The organism is Nodularia sp. UHCC 0506 (assembly GCF_034931045.1).
In the GTDB taxonomy this organism is placed as follows: Bacteria; Cyanobacteriota; Cyanobacteriia; order Cyanobacteriales; family Nostocaceae; genus Nodularia.
This window is the reverse complement of sequence record NZ_JAYGHH010000059.1, coordinates 13,371-28,531: the sequence shown is the minus strand read 5'-3', so window position 1 is coordinate 28,531 and position 15,161 is coordinate 13,371. Positions and strand designations below refer to the sequence as shown.

The following is a 15,161-nucleotide window of genomic DNA, read 5'->3' as shown; positions in this document are numbered from 1 at the left end:
GAGCTTTGGAATTTAAACCTGATGACCACTATGCTTGGAACAGCCGGGGGTATGCGCTGGGGAATTTAGGACGCTATGAAGAAGCGATCGCATCTTTTGACAAAGCCCTGGAATTTAAACCTGATTACCACAAAGCTTGGTACTACCGGGGGATTGCATTAGGAAAATTGGGTAGGCGCAAAGAAGCATTTGCCAGTGCTAGTAAAGCTGCTGAGATTAACCCTGACTTTGCTATGGCTCAAGCAAAGCAAATTATTGACAATTTACTCCAAAAATTGGGATGGAATAAATTAACCAAATTCGTTAAAGGCGTATTAAGACTGATTGGTTTTAAACATTCTTCCAAATAATTCTCTAAAAGCTATCTCAAAAAATATGTCACAGCTTAAAATCGAGTATCCAGAAACTTTAGCAGATGCCCTTCAGCAAACCAGAGAAGAATTTGAGCAGGAGGCAAAAATGGCAATGGCAGTCAAATTATTTGAAATGAAACGAATTTCTTCCGGTTTAGCTGCACAGTTGGCAGGTGTAAATAGGGTAACTTTTTTACTTAATTTACATCGTTATGGTGTGGCGATGATTGATTTAACAAAAGAAGAACTTTTATCTGATTTAACGAATGCCTACATTTAGCCTGCGTAGGCAGGCTTTGTCTGTGTAGCCCCAGACTTCTAGTCTGAGGGATCTGAAATACAAGCTAAAATTGATAAACTACTATCAAAACATCCATCTATGAGTAGTGAATTGATTACACTAACTTATGAAATTGACCTTCAACCTGGGGAAAAATTGAATCTCCCAGACTCAATACTTGAGAATGTCGCTGCTGGACGTTGGATCATTACCATCCAACAAAAATTGCCAGAATCTAATATTACCCGTAGCCATGATGCTTTTTTGCACGGCTACGCACTAGAAGACGAAGGACTTTATGAAGACTATCCAAGCAGGTGAGTTTTGGGTAGCAAACATTCCATTTACCAATGGTGGCGGTTTTAAAAAGCGCCCCATACTTGTATTGTGGTTAGATGGTGATGATGTTGTAGCAGCAGTTGTTACATCTGCTAAACCACGAACACAAACTGATGTAGTGCTGAAGGATTGGGCTACTAGTGGTTTGCGTGTTTCTTCAACCGTGCGTCTGTCTCGATTGGATTGTCTAGAACAACCTTTACTGCTGGCTAAAATTGGAAAAGTTTCTGAATCAGACGCAAATCTCTTAAAAGAGGTATGGGATTTATACATCAAGCTTCAGTTTTAGTTATCTGAAATTACAAGCAAAGACTTCTAGTCTGAGGGTTCTAGAGCAAAATTTCCCCAAAAATACAGAATGCTTCCTCCAAAAGAAAGAGCTTGCAGACAAAAGGCTGTTGTAAAATAGACATAAGTAAGGATTCGGGGGGCCATTTACTGGTCATAAACGCCTATAGAAACTATTGTTGGCAATCTCCAAGGACTAAAAGCCAGTCAGCTGAAACAACTACAGCGACTGTACCACCAGCGCATACCAGGCGATCGCATCACCACGCCTGAGTTCTCCCAGCGTCTGGCAGCAATTAGCACAGAAATCAATCAACCGATATGTGCCTACCTCAACCGTCGCGGACAAGTGATGCGTGTAGGTGTAGGTACACCACGTCAAACGCAAATTCCACCGCTAGAACTGCCCCGTTACGGTGCAGAACGTCTGAGCGGTATTCGTTGTATAGCTACCCATCTCAAGCCAGAACCGCCCAATGAATCGGCACTGACGGCGATGGCGTTGCAACGTCTAGATGCTTTGGCAGTGATAAATATCACTGGTACAGGATTTACAAAGCGTGGTGGTGGTTCCACTGGGTACGTCAAAGAAACTTATTTGGCTCACCTAGTCTCAAGTACCAAACACCTCGTATCAACTCCGCAATCAGCAATCAGCGACGAGAAGTCCCTGGCGCAAGACGCAGCCCTCTACTCTAGCGTATCGCCGCCGATGAGTTTAGATATGTTGTCACAGCACGATTTTCTCGACTTGGTGGAAGGTCTAGAAGCACAATTCCAACGGGATTTTGTTGCCCAGGAAGTAGATGCTGACCATGATCGGGTGCTAATTGTGGGATTGATTACCGATAAAACGACTCCTCAACACTTCCAAGACACCATATTGGAGTTAGCTAGGTTAGTGGATACGGCTGGCGGAGAGGTATTGCAGACAGTACAACAAAAGCGATCGCGCATTCATCCGCAGACGGTAGTTGGTGAAGGTAAAGTTGAAGAAATCGCCCTTACCGCCCAAACCCTGGGAGCTAATCTCGTTGTCTTTGACCGCGACCTCTCACCGGCCCAAGTCCGTAACTTAGAAAGGAAAATTGGTGTTCGGGTAGTTGACCGCACCGAAGTAATTTTAGATATCTTTGCCCAACGCGCTCAGTCCCGTGCTGGTAAATTGCAAGTAGAACTCGCACAGTTAGGATATATGATGCCGCGACTCAGTGGCAGAGGTCTAGCTATGTCTCGGTTAGGTGGTGGTATTGGGACTCGTGGCCCTGGTGAAACTAAATTGGAAACAGAACGCCGGGCGATTCAAAAACGCATTTCCCGACTGCAACAAGAAGTAAACCAGTTACAGGCGCATCGTTCCAGGTTACGCCTGAGACGGCAAAATCAAGAAGTTCCCTCCGTGGCCTTGGTTGGCTATACCAATGCGGGTAAGTCCACTTTGTTAAATGCTCTCACCAATGCCGAAGTTTACACAGCAGACCAGTTATTTGCAACTCTTGACCCCACCACCCGCCGCTTAGTCATTGCTAATGGCGACACTGGTGGAACTCAAGAGATTCTACTCACAGATACAGTAGGTTTTATACACGAACTGCCCGCTTCCTTAATGGATGCCTTTCGCGCCACCTTAGAGGAAGTCACAGAAGCCGATGCTTTACTGCATTTGGTTGATTTATCTCATCCAGCTTGGTTAAGCCATATTCGTTCAGTCAGGGAAATTTTGGCACAAATGCCAGTTACTCCCGGCCCTGCTTTGGTAGTTTTTAACAAAATTGACCAAGTAGATAGTGACACACTGGCTATAGCTCAAGAAGAGTTTCCCTTGGCTGTGTTTATTTCCGCCAGTCAGCGATTAGGATTAGAAACCTTACGCCAACGTCTGACCCAACTGATTCAATATGTGGTTGACGCTCGGTGATTTTCTTCTAATTTTCCTATTTGATATAGTACATAAATACTGATATGAAGTCCGTTTAATCGGGCTTTTTTTTGAGTTACTGAGTAATTTTTTTTAGTTTAGCTGCGGAAAATACTATGTTTATCAACTGAGATTAAAGAAGGTTGATCAGTTTTTATATGTAAAAAGTTAAGTTTTTTCTAATGTAATATTCAGTCTTTTAAGATGCTAATACATTAAAAAGTACTTTATTGACACAAATCGCCTCAAAAAGCTTGCTATATCTATATTTTTTAATTTTAATAAACTGCAATAATCTATTAAATAGTACGTAAGTACAACACATTAATATTGAAATATATTACTAAATTTTTCCCTGAAACAATCAAAAAAATATTTCAAACCAAAACGAAAACTGTGCTTCGTAAAACATTTATACAAAGCCAGGAAGCTATAAAGTTTGCATGAATTATCACACAGATATATTGACTCGTATAATTTTTTCTCGCATCATCCATACAGATGAATGAGAAATCTCTAAATACTAAGGCTGCTCAAAAAAAATGATAAACAAATTTTCTGCTGTTCTAGCTTCTGCCGCGATCGCCACTGGTACTGTTGCTACACTAGCTACTGCACCCGCTCATGCTGCCACTTGTAATGTTTCCAATGTTACTCTTGGAGGCCTTAATGCTAATGCCTGTGAAGGATCTTTTAGTGGTAATGATACAGGAAACAGCAGTACTCTACTAAATGATTTAAATAATGGTTTATTTAGTGTCGGTGCTAACGTCACTTGGGATTTAATTGGGAAATCAGACGAAGGCCCGATTGATCTAATAGCCGCCAACGGTTCCAACACTGGTGCATGGAGTCTGACTGAGGAAATAGTAAACAGTGGTTTGAGTACATTTGCTATTAGTCTTAAAGCTGGTCCTCGATATAGTGTTTACCTTTTCCAAGACATTGATTTCACTGCAACAGGTTTAGCAGGAATGTTCAACACCATTGGCGTGGACTTAAATGGAAATCGCAGCGCAGGCAAGGATCTTTCTCACGCTTCATTGTTCAGGGCTAATGTTGTCACCACTCCTGATACCACATCCGTCCCCGAACCAGCTTCCTTAGTTGCTCTTGGTTTAGTAGCAGGTGGTATGGTAGTATCTCGTCGTCGTCGTCGCACCTTGCCTAACTAATACACAGTAATACTACTCTTAGGGACTTCCAAGAAATAAATTCTCCAAATAAACGTATCGCTAAAGCTAAAGCTCCATTTTAAGTGTAGCTTGCCAAAGGCTACCACTCCAGACACAGAGAACAAAGAGTTATGAGCGTTTGAGAGGTTTTTTGCGTTAGGTAATTGAGTATTTTTTGATTTGGAAGTCCCTTATCCGAATCAACTACATAAAAAGCGGTGCTAGTCTCGTCAAGTTATATCTGATGAACAGGCTCCGTTTTTTTATTGATCATAAAGTGGTTATAGCCAGAACAAGGTTCTAAAATTAAGGAGTATTCAATCTAATTAAGGACTTTATGGCCGCCAACGTTGAAGTTTACACTTGGAGTACTTGCCCCTTTTGCATCCAGGCTAAAAATTTGTTGAATCAGAAGGGCGTTGAGTTTACCGAATATTGCATTGATGGAAATGAAGCGGAACGGGCTAAAATGTCCAAAAGAGCTAATGGTAGACGCTCATTACCCCAAATTTTTATCAATGATTACCATGTTGGTGGTTGTGATGATATCCACGCTTTAGAAAGTCAAGGCAAGCTGGATGCCTTATTATAGCAACCGCCAAGAAGCTTAGGATATTGTTGATGACTGAAAGCCTTGATGTAGGGGCGGATTTATTATAATTATTATTATTAATTGAGCTGATCTGTAAACCCACCCCTACTTGGTTTCTACGGGCTAACGCCCCACTTCGCTAAGAACACTTTGCTATAGCTGCTGGTGCATAGCTAAAAACGTGCTTTTTTCACAACTGCAATTGTGAAGTCTAACATCACGGGATACTCTAAACTAATCTCAGACATTCCCGGTGATTGAGGCCAACAGCGTGAAACTGCTTTTTATTATTGATCCCATCCATCAACTTGACCCGTGTCATGATACTAGCGTTGCTCTGATGGAAGCAGCAAAAATTTTAGGACATGAAGTTTGGGTAACTCAGACGAATCTGCTAAGTGTTGTAGATAGCAAAGCTTGGGCGATTTTACAGCAGGTTGAACTTGTTCCAGTGCAGTTAGTGGAAGGGCGCTGGATTGCGTCAAGTCCTTGGTATAAATTGAGCGCTCCCGGTTTTACCTCCCTAGAAGCAATGGATGCTGTATTCATGCGGACAGATCCACCAGTTAATGATTCTTACCTTTACGCCACTTACGCTCTAGACTACATTGACCAAAATAAAACCCTAGTAGTTAACAGTCCTAGTGGTATCCGGGGGGCAAATGAAAAAATGTATGCCCTCCAATTTATCAATGCAATTCCAGAAACTATTGTTAGTGCAGACAAGCATTTAATCAGGCAATTTCTAGAAGCCAAGGGTGCAGCAATTATCAAGCCTTTGGGTAATAAAGCTGGGGAAGGGATTTTATTTTTAGAACCAGGCGATCGCAATTTCAATTCAATTGTTGAACTTAGTACACTGCACGGTCGATTACCAGTGATGGTACAAACTTATTTACCAAAAGCTAAAGAAGGAGACAAGCGAATTATCCTGCTGAATGGCGAACCCATTGGGGCGCTGAATCGCCTTTCTAGTGGCAGTGATTTTCGCAATAATATGGCGGCTGGTGGGACTGTGGCTCAAACTACAATTACTCCTAGAGAGTATGAAATCTGTGCTGAATTAGCCCCTACCTTACGTCAAGATGGTTTAATTTTTGTGGGGATTGATGTCATCGGCGGTTATCTAACTGAAGTCAACGTCACCAGTCCTACTGGAATTCGTGAAATTGACCGATTAGATCACACTCGTCTAGCTGAACAGGTGATTTTATGGATTTCGCAAACTTTAAAAAACTAAAATAATTTGCCTGAGTTGATTTACCCCCCGGTCTGACACGGACAGTTTTAGTCAGTTTCTGGTATCAAAAAAATGAGCGATCGCCGCAGGCTAGGAACGTTATTTCACTTTTCTTCCCAACAAAAATTTAGACATTTAAGCTTGTAAACTCATGCCTAAGTTAAGTTAATTTGTACATAGCATTAGCAAGTTGGATCACCAATTTGCTATTTCGGGGATAGCAACGGTATAGCCGGAGCCATATTTGTTAGGACAATGCTGATTGCTCAAAGCCTTGAAAAATTGGTTTTATACTCAGCACTCAGCACTCAGCACTCAATTTCTTGGTGTCCGGCGATTTCGGAGAAAGTCTGGAATATCCAATCCCGTTTTTTCTTTAGGTGGTTCCGCAATCGGTGTGGGGGGATTAACTGCTGGATGCTGTGGTATTGGCCGTTTGGCATTAGGTGCTACCCTGGCATTAGCCACATTTTGGGTTGGTGGTGCTTGGATTTCACCTGTAAACCCAGTGGCGATTACAGTAATTCTTACTTCACCTTGGAGCCTGTCATCAATTACCGCCCCAAAAATAATATTGGCATTGGGATCGACTACTTCATATATGGCTTCGGCGGCCGCATTCACTTCATGTAAGGTGAGATCACTGCCACCAGTAATATTAAATACGACTCCTCTAGCTCCTTCAATAGAACATTCTAATAGAGGCGAAGAAATAGCCGCGATCGCTGCTTCTCTAGCCCTTGATTTTCCAGAACTGACTCCTATACCCATTAATGCCGATCCAGCATCCGCCATCACCGCTCTAACATCAGCAAAGTCAACGTTTACCAGTCCGGGGATAGTAATTATATCGGAAATACCTTGTACACCTTGACGCAGCACATCATCTGCATAGCGAAAAGCTTCTTGGACAGGCGTTTGCTCTGGTATGACCTCTAGCAACTTATTGTTAGGGATAATAATCAGTGTATCAACTCGACTTTTTAACCCTTCAATACCTTGTTCAGCTTGACTGGTGCGGCGGCGACCTTCAAACACAAATGGACGTGTCACAACACCCACAGTCAGAGCGCCCATTTCCTTTGCTACTTCAGCCACAATTGGGGCTGCACCTGTGCCAGTACCGCCGCCCATACCAGCAGTAATAAACACTAAATCAGCACCTTCTAAAGCCGTAGCAATTTCGTCTCGTGACTCTTCAGCTGCCTTTTGACCAATAGCAGGATTACCACCTGCACCTAAACCTCGTGTGAGTTTCTGTCCAATTTGCAATCGACTAGGCGCACCTGCCAAAGTCAAAGCTTGGGCATCAGTATTGATTGACCAAAACTCTACTCCTGAAACATCAGATTCAATCATGCGGTTAACCGCATTTCCACCCCCACCACCCACACCAATTACTTTGATGTTGGCAACTCGACCTGGAACTATCTCGCCAATTCGGCTATTTTCCGTAGACATCTTTTTACTATCATGGTTTTGTCCAAAGTTCAGCCCAGAGTTGTTAAAGGGGTTAGTTGAGTTAACTGCTAACGGAAACCCGTGCTGTCCCACAGATTGGGAATTTTTATAGGTAAGTTCTTGGTTATTATCAAGTGTCATTGGATTCAGAAAGGTAGATAAACGACTTTTTCAGGTGTGATTCACCTAAGAGTCAACTATAGTTTGACACTGCCAAAATCTGTGGCACTGTTCTTTATTGTTATCACGACTCCCAACCTTAACAAGATTATTAGTGCGAAGATTTGCTATGGGATCAGATCAGGAGCGCAGTGATTAGAGGTCATAGCACAGCTGATTTTAAAGAAGTATACCTAAGATTTACTTAAAATTGATCTGTATAACTTCCAGGAAATATGAATATTTTCTCTACTATGTTGCCGATTTAGGACATAATACCCCCGCTATTTTTTGTTAATGTTTTAGATTAGCAGATATTTCTAGGGAGTTTGGGAGTTAACTTTTCGATTTGTTTGGTTCATGTGTACTAAGGGAGAGCCTGGATTCTTTAAATCAATGTAACTGATTTGACTAAAATCAATTTTTGCAGATAAATATCGCATTTGGCCAAGTATCTTGATTTGTTCGGTGATTTGAGGACTAATCGCACCAAGATGTACATTCCCTAGTTCAGTTTTCAAAATGAGATTTGTCGGGTCTTGACCATCAATTTCCATGATTTTTACGGAACTTTGAGTTAATGATGGATAAAGTTGACTCCAATAAGAGCGATATTGTTCTGGTGAACCAACAACTTTCAGGTTCGGCAGTTTGAACCGGGAATTGACTAATGTGTATTTTTCTAAGGGGATCAAAACTCCAGTCGCATCTAATAAGCCCGCAGGGGTCTTTTTTTTGGGACTATGAGCTATTGCTACGGGTACTCTTTCTTGGATTTCGATGTTTAATCCTGGCGGAAAAAGGCGGCGACTGACAGTTGCTTGGGCAATATTTGGTTGTTGCTTCAAAGAATCGGCGATCGCATTCGGTCGAATCCGCCATAAAGACTGAGGATAGGATATCGTCAGTAATGACTGAATCGCCTCTGCCGATAGTAATTGCCCACCTGATTTCATCACGATTTGCTTGGGAGCATTTAGCACCCATATCGGTTGGAGTGCCACCCACAGCAAACTACCAGCCAGTCCACTAATGGCAAGAGTTCGCCAAATAGCCTGAATGATTTTTATCTGCCGTTGCCGACGTATTTTTTGCCGTCGCTGGGCTAAATCTTTTTGGGAAACTGATACTATACCAGCCATTTAAACCTCTTTCTGGTTTCAGTCAAATTATTCGTTAAACTCGGCTTATTGATATTGATTAATTAATCTGTCAGTATTGATTAATTTTTCTCCTCAAGATTTTTTAACACCTTACATAAACTACACCGGTATTTAAGCACTAGAATTACTAGAAATTTTTCTACTCAAGATTTGCCGTGTTTAGTTTAAACCGAATGTAACCTCTTTGGCAGGTGATAGCTATCACTATCTGGTAAAAAGTCTACAAAAAAATTACCGACCAACATAACACAATATGTATGGTTGCTAATATGGGTATTGTGAGGAGGGATAAATTTTTTACTTAAAACTCAGAACTTTTTTAGCTTACATCCTGAAGGGGCGATCATCGCTTTCTAACAAATCATCACTCTGTTCCTGATCACCATAATCCTCCATTGCAGTTCGTGGCAAAGTGGCTAAAAAGGCTTTGAGTCTCATGCGCTCAATATATGGCCAGCCACCTTCAGCCTCAATATCTTTGAGTAAAGAGTAGAGTTTTTGGCGATTATCAGGCAAACTTTCTTGAAAAGCACTATCTCTGATATCTCGATGCAACTGTTCTAAATGCCGCAGCAACGCCAAAAGAGCGATCGCGTCTCCTTGAGAAACACTAGCTACATCATGCACTGCCATAGCGATCGCTTGCAGTTGTTCAGATAAATTCCCTGATTCCAAACTTTTTTGGTTGCTCATGCAAGTATCTCCGTGTAAATGAGGCCTACTCAAATTTACCGAAGATTTTTGGTTTTGATTCGTAATCACAAATTTTTTAGCGCCCAAATAAAAAAAATCAGCAGAAAAGTAAAAATCTTTAGCAGCTAAAATTCAGTCATGGAAAAGGTTGTAGCTGAAATTACTCTATCTCAACCACCAGCAACCATAAGCCACTCTCAAAGGCAGCAATCAACTCTGAGACAGCCTCCTAGTGAGCTAAATCAAATTAATTATTTTTAGATAAGACTGGAGAGTTTTGATCTTGAGTTAAAAAAAATCGTATGATCTGGCTAATTTCCCTATAAAGCAATGGACTGTATTTGTATCTGGTACCAACACATAACATAATACAGAAACATTTGGGCAACACCTAAAATGCCATTGGCATTAGTTTTACGATATTAATTTTTGAGATTGAGGTTGACCATGAGGTATCGCGCTTTAATTGTTGCATTCTTGGCTGTATGCCTGGGGCTATTAACTGCTTGCAGTGACGCGCCCACTTCTGCTTCTAATGGTAGAGATTTACTGACTTACGAACAAATTCGAGGCACTGGCTTGGCTAACAAATGCCCCCAACTGGCAGAAACTAGCCGTGGTTCTATTCCCATTGAATCAAACCAGTCTTATGCCATCAAAGAACTGTGTTTGGAACCAACCAATTACTTTGTCAAAGAAGAACCTGCCAATAAACGGCAAATAGCAGAGTTTGTCCCTGGTAAATTGTTGACCAGATACACTTCTACCATTGACCAAGTACAAGGGGACTTGAAGGTTAACCCAGATAATAGCTTGACCTTTTTAGAAGCTGACGGTTTGGACTTCCAAGCCATCACTGTCAAACTTCCTGGTGGTGAATCCGTTCCTTTTCTCTTCACCATTAAAGATTTAGTCGCTCAAACCCAACCTGGTTTGACCAGTATCAACACCTCTACGGACTTTGAAGGTACTTTCAAGGTTCCTTCTTACCGTGGTGCTTCTTTCCTAGATCCTAAAGGTCGTGGTGTCGTTACTGGCTATGATAATGCCGTGGCTCTTCCTGCCCAAGCTGATGACGAAGAACTTACCCGTGCTAATGTCAAACGTGTTGAAACTCTTGATGGCATAATTTCCCTGCAAGTAGCTAAGGTAGATAGCGTTAGTGGTGAAATCGCGGGTACTTTCGAGAGCGAACAACCATCTGATACTGACTTGGGGGCTGGCGAACCTAAAGAAGTCAAGATTCGGGGTCTGTTTTATGCACGGGTTGAACCAAATCGTGTCTAAATACCCGGCAATGATTTTGTAATCATTAATTAAATTTGACCACAAAAATTTACCCATTTGCTACCAGATCAAGGAAACAAATGGGTTTTTTGGTGACTTCAGTATTTATACTGAGAAAAAGAATTGGGAAAAAATTCCAAAATTTAGCCAAATCATGGCAAGTAACCAGAAAAATTCATCATTAAATTATTAAAGTTAAGTACAATCTCGGTTTGTAAATGTAGTGACAATTCTATAATTTGTTTATATGTAGTCTAACAACCTACAGAAATTTAAAAACGCCAATAACAATAGAAATACCAATTACGCTTATTTAAATCTTGCTCGATTGTAAATCTAAATCAGGTGTTAAATAGTAATTTTTATTATTTACACCTGGCTTGTCATGGAAAAATCTATGTAAATTTTTCTAAAACAATTCACAAAAGCAAGTTTTTGAAGCGGGTATTCACTGTTGATTTTGATAAACACACACGGTGCTATGCCTATTACAGCCACCAACGAACTAAAGCATGAAATTTGGCAGTTGTTGCGAAAGTATGAGCAATCCCCCTCAGAAATTATTCGCAATCAACTGGTAAATCTAAATTTCGGACTTGTGAGAAAAGAAGCCCACTATTGGACAAATCAATGTCATGAAAACTATGATGATTTGCTCCAGGTTGGTTGTTTGGGTTTAATTAGGGCTATTGAGAAATTTGAAATTTCCAAGGGAAACGCCTTCAGTTCCTTTGCCATTCCCTATATCCGTGGTGAAATTCAACACTATCTCCGTGATAAAGGCGTTACAGTCCGAATTCCTCGACGCTATTTAGCATTACAACAGCAGGCTATAGGAGTCTCACGCGCTTTACGCGAACAACATAATCGCCCACCCACAGATTCTGAATTAGCAGCAGCATTGGATATTTCTGTGAATGAATGGCAGGAAATTAAATTAGCATGGGTAAATCGTTCCCCTTTAAGCCTGGATGTTCCAGTGGTGGACGGCGAAGAAGGAACTACCAGTCTAGGAGAATTAGTTCCTGATCCCCGATACCGCAGCTTTCAACTAGCCCAAGAAGATCAAATTCGTCTGCAACAAGCACTGTTTCAGCTAGAAAAGTGTACTCGTGAAGTGTTGGAATGTGTATTTTTGCAGGACTTGACTCAAAAACAAGTGGCAGAACATCTGGGAATTAGTGTAGTTACAGTTTCCCGCAGAGTCAAAAAAGGGTTGGGCTTATTAAAGCACCTGATGACTGCGAAAGAAGATTGAAATATTAGGAATTTTAAATTAATAAAATTACCTATAGCACTCCTATTTGAATTTTGATAGCTTGCGTGGCGTAAGCCATACAAAACGACCTATACCTTGATTCCCTGTTCCCTGTTCCCTGTTCCTACCGCTACGAGTAAATATGGCTATGCCACGCCAGCTACAGACAACAAACCGGATTCCTATAATTTATTGTATGTGTTTTTGTGCATTGGTTTTCTAAAGGGTTCTCCACACCATGTACCTTAAATTGGAAATGCTAACTATAACCATTTAAATTACCAAAATTAGGTTATAAATAGAACATACTTGAAAAAACCTTGGCCTTTATATAAAAAATGGCCATTGTGATTTCCATAAGTACATTTTCTTATAGCTTTCGAGAACGGCTAATGGACAGAAGTCACCAAATTAAATTTGTAGCTCTTTTAACGTTGGCTGTCACTGGATGTACCTTTGACGTTCCACCAGAGGCCGATGCTCCTCAACCTGTTGAAACTCCAGCAGCAGAGTTGCCACAAGAAACTCAATCCTTTAACAATCCTGTAGTGTCTACCCCAGATACAGCCGGAATTGCCTCTGCAACTCCTAATTTAATTCAATCCACTAATGCCAAGGAGAGGGAACTGATAGTCTCAAAAGGGCGAGATGATCCATTTGCCCAAATTATCGGACAGACAGCTTCTACAGTGCCTATAACTACATCTCCTAGACCTGTTCCCCCAATACCTCCCCTACCTACTTCTCCTGTACAAAGACCGCTCACACCCAGTGCGCCTCTTTCCGCCGGATCTACAACTACCGCAACACCACCGAAGCCTGATACTCTTCAGGGATCAGTGATACCGAAAGTTTTACCCTCAGTGGTTTCTAATTCTGATCTAGAATCTGTATTGCCACCACCACCGCAACCTGATTTAGCTAAGGCAGTTATGGTAACTGGTGTAGTGCTAATTGGTCAAAAACCCCAAGCAATTATTCAAGTACCCACTGAAAAAACAAGTCGCTATGTACAGGCAGGACAGAGGTTATCTAGTGGTTTGTTAGTTAAACGTATTGAAATGAATGAAGGTTCCAATCCGATTGTAATTCTGGAACAATATGGGATTGAAGTTGCCAGAATGGTAGGCGAAGAACCTGTCAATGCGGCATCATCAGCGACTAATGTTGAAGCTTCGTAAACATGGAAACGCCAGAAAAAATTGAATTTGTTGGTTTATCTTTAGCGGTTTATCGAGAGATAGCCGCTCATTTGCGTCAAGTCAAAGGAATAGAAGTTGGCTTAATTCCTCAAGCATCTTCAGAATTTGATTATCATCAAAGTCAAATTGGTGGTATATGGATTTCTGGTATACCCAATTCAGAAACAGAAAGTCAGCAACGCGTACAGCAAATTTTGTCTTATTATCAAAATCGCTATGGTGTTTCATAGGCTGAATTAATCATGACCCAATTTTTTGGAAGTAAAAGTTAATCTTGCCGAACTTTGAACCAAAGAGTAACATTAGGGGATGCAATTGCTAGTTGCTGAGGTAAACTTGCAAGTAATTTAATGCACAATCTTACTCAGATGCTCTTCAGTCTGGGCATCGCTGATCATGGAACACTGGCAATTTCTAATCCAAAAACAGGGCGATCGCTCTTGGCATAACCTGGAATCGCCAAATTTAGAAATTTCGGAAGGTCGGTACAGAGTCTTGGCTCGTTCTCATCTACGTAATACTGACGTAGAAATACGGGTAACACACTCCTCAACCCAAGAAATTCCTCCAAAGCGGCGAACCCAAAAGCGATCGCGGCGTACTAATGCAGAAGGTTTAATAGCAGTAATTCCTTTTACTCACCTCAAACCAGGAATTTGGGAATTACAATGCTCTGGGGATTTGATGTCAGATTTGCTCGGTAAATCTTGGCAATACGGCATTTATCTACAAGTATTACCTCCAGAATCTACTACAGCATGGGGACAATGGCACGCAGGTGAGAAGGGATCGTCAAATTTACCTAATTCTCCAGATGCTACTTATGATGGCAATATTAAACCTGCCATTGCACCACAGTCTCAGTCTACTGTCAGTAATAATCCAACTTCAACCGATTTATTAACTGAAACAGCAACGGACAGCCCAGTTATCAACGAACTTGTTAGCCCACCCTGGCTGGAAGGTGAAACGGCTGAACAGCTTTTACAAAATTTAATGGATTTAGCTTTACCCATTCCAGAAGCTTTATTAGATGATGGCAAAGGGGAAGATCCTTTACCTGCACAAGTATCGCCACCACTATCGTTAACTTTAGAGAGGGAAACCCATATTGCGCGTTGGGGAGAAATGTCTGTCATTCATGGGCTAGTAGAGCGACAAGACCAGACGAATCAACAAAGTGAAACACCATACCCAGAAAGTTTTTATGGCTTAGAACTGCTCATTGAGCTGCGATCGCCTTTAGGGTCAGAGATTTTAACCCAGGTTCGCCAGTCATTACCGAATAGCTCGTTGCCTATTAAGATCAGCTCTGCAATTAATATTCCAGTGGATTGTAAATCTAAGCTGATTTTGGCAGATATAAATTTGTATGGCGCACTCACCGAATTTGGCGAAGTATTACGATTAGCTAGTAAATCTTTTACAATTACGGCAGATATTACAGAGTTACTAGCCATCACAGCCGCAGCTAGGTTTCAAGAACAAAATTTATTAGATCACCCTATCGCAGCACCACCAACAAAGCCAGAAACCTCTATTAGCATTGATTTAGAACTTTTTAATCTGGCTAAAACTGCACAAAAACATCATTCTCCATCTATTCAAACTTCCATAAACAAGTCAGTCCCTCCGCTACAGCAACTACCAAACCTACAAGAAAACCAAATCACTGCTGATCTAGTTGCAGGATCTTCTCTAGATGGAAAGCTTGTAGAGAAAAGCAAAACTATAGCTCCCATCAATTTAGCTC

General features: G+C 41.3%; 15 protein-coding genes and 1 pseudogene. 13 read left to right on the top strand and 3 right to left on the bottom strand.

The features are described 5' to 3' along the window. From VB654_RS22585 to gshB, 8 genes are all read left to right on the top strand, one after another. Positions 1 to 350: tetratricopeptide repeat protein (locus VB654_RS22585; RefSeq protein ID WP_323216063.1), on the top strand; the 350-nt coding region annotated here is incomplete at its 5' end. Positions 351 to 375: 25 nt separating this feature from the next. Continuing rightward, positions 376 to 633, top strand: coding sequence for a UPF0175 family protein (locus tag VB654_RS22580; RefSeq protein ID WP_323216062.1), 258 nt, complete (start codon positions 376 to 378; stop codon positions 631 to 633). Positions 634 to 732: 99 nt separating this feature from the next. Beyond that, a complete protein-coding gene (locus tag VB654_RS22575; RefSeq protein ID WP_271920579.1) occupies positions 733 to 954 on the top strand; it encodes a hypothetical protein in 222 nt (73 codons plus the stop codon). Then, positions 932 to 1,261 (top strand): type II toxin-antitoxin system PemK/MazF family toxin, encoded by a 330-nt coding sequence (locus VB654_RS22570; protein WP_323216061.1) that lies wholly within the window; start codon positions 932 to 934, stop codon positions 1,259 to 1,261. Before VB654_RS22575 ends, VB654_RS22570 begins: the two co-directional genes overlap by 23 nt. 351 nt (positions 1,262 to 1,612) lie before the next feature. Next, positions 1,613 to 3,178, top strand: coding sequence for a GTPase HflX (hflX, locus tag VB654_RS22565; protein WP_323216060.1), 1,566 nt, complete (start codon positions 1,613 to 1,615; stop codon positions 3,176 to 3,178). A gap of 542 nt (positions 3,179 to 3,720) precedes the next feature. Continuing rightward, on the top strand, positions 3,721 to 4,353 hold the full coding sequence (locus VB654_RS22560) for a PEP-CTERM sorting domain-containing protein (protein ID WP_323216059.1): 633 nt from the start codon (positions 3,721 to 3,723) through the stop codon (positions 4,351 to 4,353). Positions 4,354 to 4,690: 337 nt separating this feature from the next. Further along, positions 4,691 to 4,945 (top strand): glutaredoxin 3, encoded by a 255-nt coding sequence (grxC, locus tag VB654_RS22555; protein WP_323216058.1) that lies wholly within the window; start codon positions 4,691 to 4,693, stop codon positions 4,943 to 4,945. 271 nt (positions 4,946 to 5,216) lie between these two features. Continuing rightward, positions 5,217 to 6,185: a glutathione synthase gene (gshB, locus tag VB654_RS22550; protein ID WP_323216057.1), complete on the top strand. Its 969-nt coding sequence runs from the start codon at positions 5,217 to 5,219 to the stop codon at positions 6,183 to 6,185. A gap of 315 nt (positions 6,186 to 6,500) precedes the next feature. On the opposite strand, the gene ftsZ is transcribed toward gshB, so the two are convergent. From ftsZ to VB654_RS22535, 3 genes are all read right to left on the bottom strand, one after another. Next, entirely contained in the window at positions 6,501 to 7,787 is a 1,287-nt protein-coding gene (gene ftsZ / locus VB654_RS22545; protein ID WP_323216056.1) for a cell division protein FtsZ, read from the bottom strand. 338 nt (positions 7,788 to 8,125) lie between these two features. After that, complete coding sequence (locus tag VB654_RS22540; protein ID WP_323216055.1) at positions 8,126 to 8,947, bottom strand: cell division protein FtsQ/DivIB; 822 nt, start codon at positions 8,945 to 8,947, stop codon at positions 8,126 to 8,128. A gap of 345 nt (positions 8,948 to 9,292) precedes the next feature. Then, on the bottom strand, positions 9,293 to 9,661 hold the full coding sequence (locus VB654_RS22535) for a hypothetical protein (protein ID WP_323216054.1): 369 nt from the start codon (positions 9,659 to 9,661) through the stop codon (positions 9,293 to 9,295). A gap of 447 nt (positions 9,662 to 10,108) precedes the next feature. Between VB654_RS22535 and VB654_RS22530 the strand changes: the two genes are divergently transcribed. The 5 genes and pseudogenes from VB654_RS22530 to VB654_RS22510 form a co-directional block, all read left to right on the top strand. After that, positions 10,109 to 10,948 carry a photosystem II manganese-stabilizing polypeptide gene (locus tag VB654_RS22530; RefSeq protein WP_323216053.1) on the top strand — a complete coding sequence of 280 codons (840 nt, stop codon included), beginning with the start codon at positions 10,109 to 10,111 and terminating at the stop codon, positions 10,946 to 10,948. Positions 10,949 to 11,429: 481 nt separating this feature from the next. Beyond that, complete coding sequence (locus tag VB654_RS22525) at positions 11,430 to 12,206, top strand: RNA polymerase sigma factor SigF (RefSeq protein ID WP_323216067.1); 777 nt, start codon at positions 11,430 to 11,432, stop codon at positions 12,204 to 12,206. Between the two features lie 392 nt (positions 12,207 to 12,598). After that, complete coding sequence (locus VB654_RS22520) at positions 12,599 to 13,387, top strand: hypothetical protein (RefSeq protein ID WP_323216052.1); 789 nt, start codon at positions 12,599 to 12,601, stop codon at positions 13,385 to 13,387. Between the two features lie 2 nt (positions 13,388 to 13,389). Continuing rightward, positions 13,390 to 13,638, top strand: coding sequence for a hypothetical protein (locus VB654_RS22515; protein WP_323216051.1), 249 nt, complete (start codon positions 13,390 to 13,392; stop codon positions 13,636 to 13,638). A gap of 166 nt (positions 13,639 to 13,804) precedes the next feature. Continuing rightward, positions 13,805 to 15,161: pseudogene (locus VB654_RS22510) on the top strand (hypothetical protein); the annotation flags it as partial.

Coding starts and splice junctions, on each gene's coding strand:
- VB654_RS22580 (WP_323216062.1), top strand. CDS start 376: ATGTCACAGCTTAAAATCGAGTATCCAGAAACTTTAGCAGATGCCCTT.
- VB654_RS22575 (WP_271920579.1), top strand. CDS start 733: ATGAGTAGTGAATTGATTACACTAACTTATGAAATTGACCTTCAACCT.
- VB654_RS22570 (WP_323216061.1), top strand. CDS start 932: ATGAAGACTATCCAAGCAGGTGAGTTTTGGGTAGCAAACATTCCATTT.
- hflX (WP_323216060.1), top strand. CDS start 1,613: ATGCGTGTAGGTGTAGGTACACCACGTCAAACGCAAATTCCACCGCTA.
- VB654_RS22560 (WP_323216059.1), top strand. CDS start 3,721: ATGATAAACAAATTTTCTGCTGTTCTAGCTTCTGCCGCGATCGCCACT.
- grxC (WP_323216058.1), top strand. CDS start 4,691: ATGGCCGCCAACGTTGAAGTTTACACTTGGAGTACTTGCCCCTTTTGC.
- ftsZ (WP_323216056.1), bottom strand. CDS start 7,787: ATGACACTTGATAATAACCAAGAACTTACCTATAAAAATTCCCAATCT.
- VB654_RS22540 (WP_323216055.1), bottom strand. CDS start 8,947: ATGGCTGGTATAGTATCAGTTTCCCAAAAAGATTTAGCCCAGCGACGG.
- VB654_RS22535 (WP_323216054.1), bottom strand. CDS start 9,661: ATGAGCAACCAAAAAAGTTTGGAATCAGGGAATTTATCTGAACAACTG.
- VB654_RS22530 (WP_323216053.1), top strand. CDS start 10,109: ATGAGGTATCGCGCTTTAATTGTTGCATTCTTGGCTGTATGCCTGGGG.
- VB654_RS22525 (WP_323216067.1), top strand. CDS start 11,430: ATGCCTATTACAGCCACCAACGAACTAAAGCATGAAATTTGGCAGTTG.
- VB654_RS22520 (WP_323216052.1), top strand. CDS start 12,599: ATGGACAGAAGTCACCAAATTAAATTTGTAGCTCTTTTAACGTTGGCT.
- VB654_RS22515 (WP_323216051.1), top strand. CDS start 13,390: ATGGAAACGCCAGAAAAAATTGAATTTGTTGGTTTATCTTTAGCGGTT.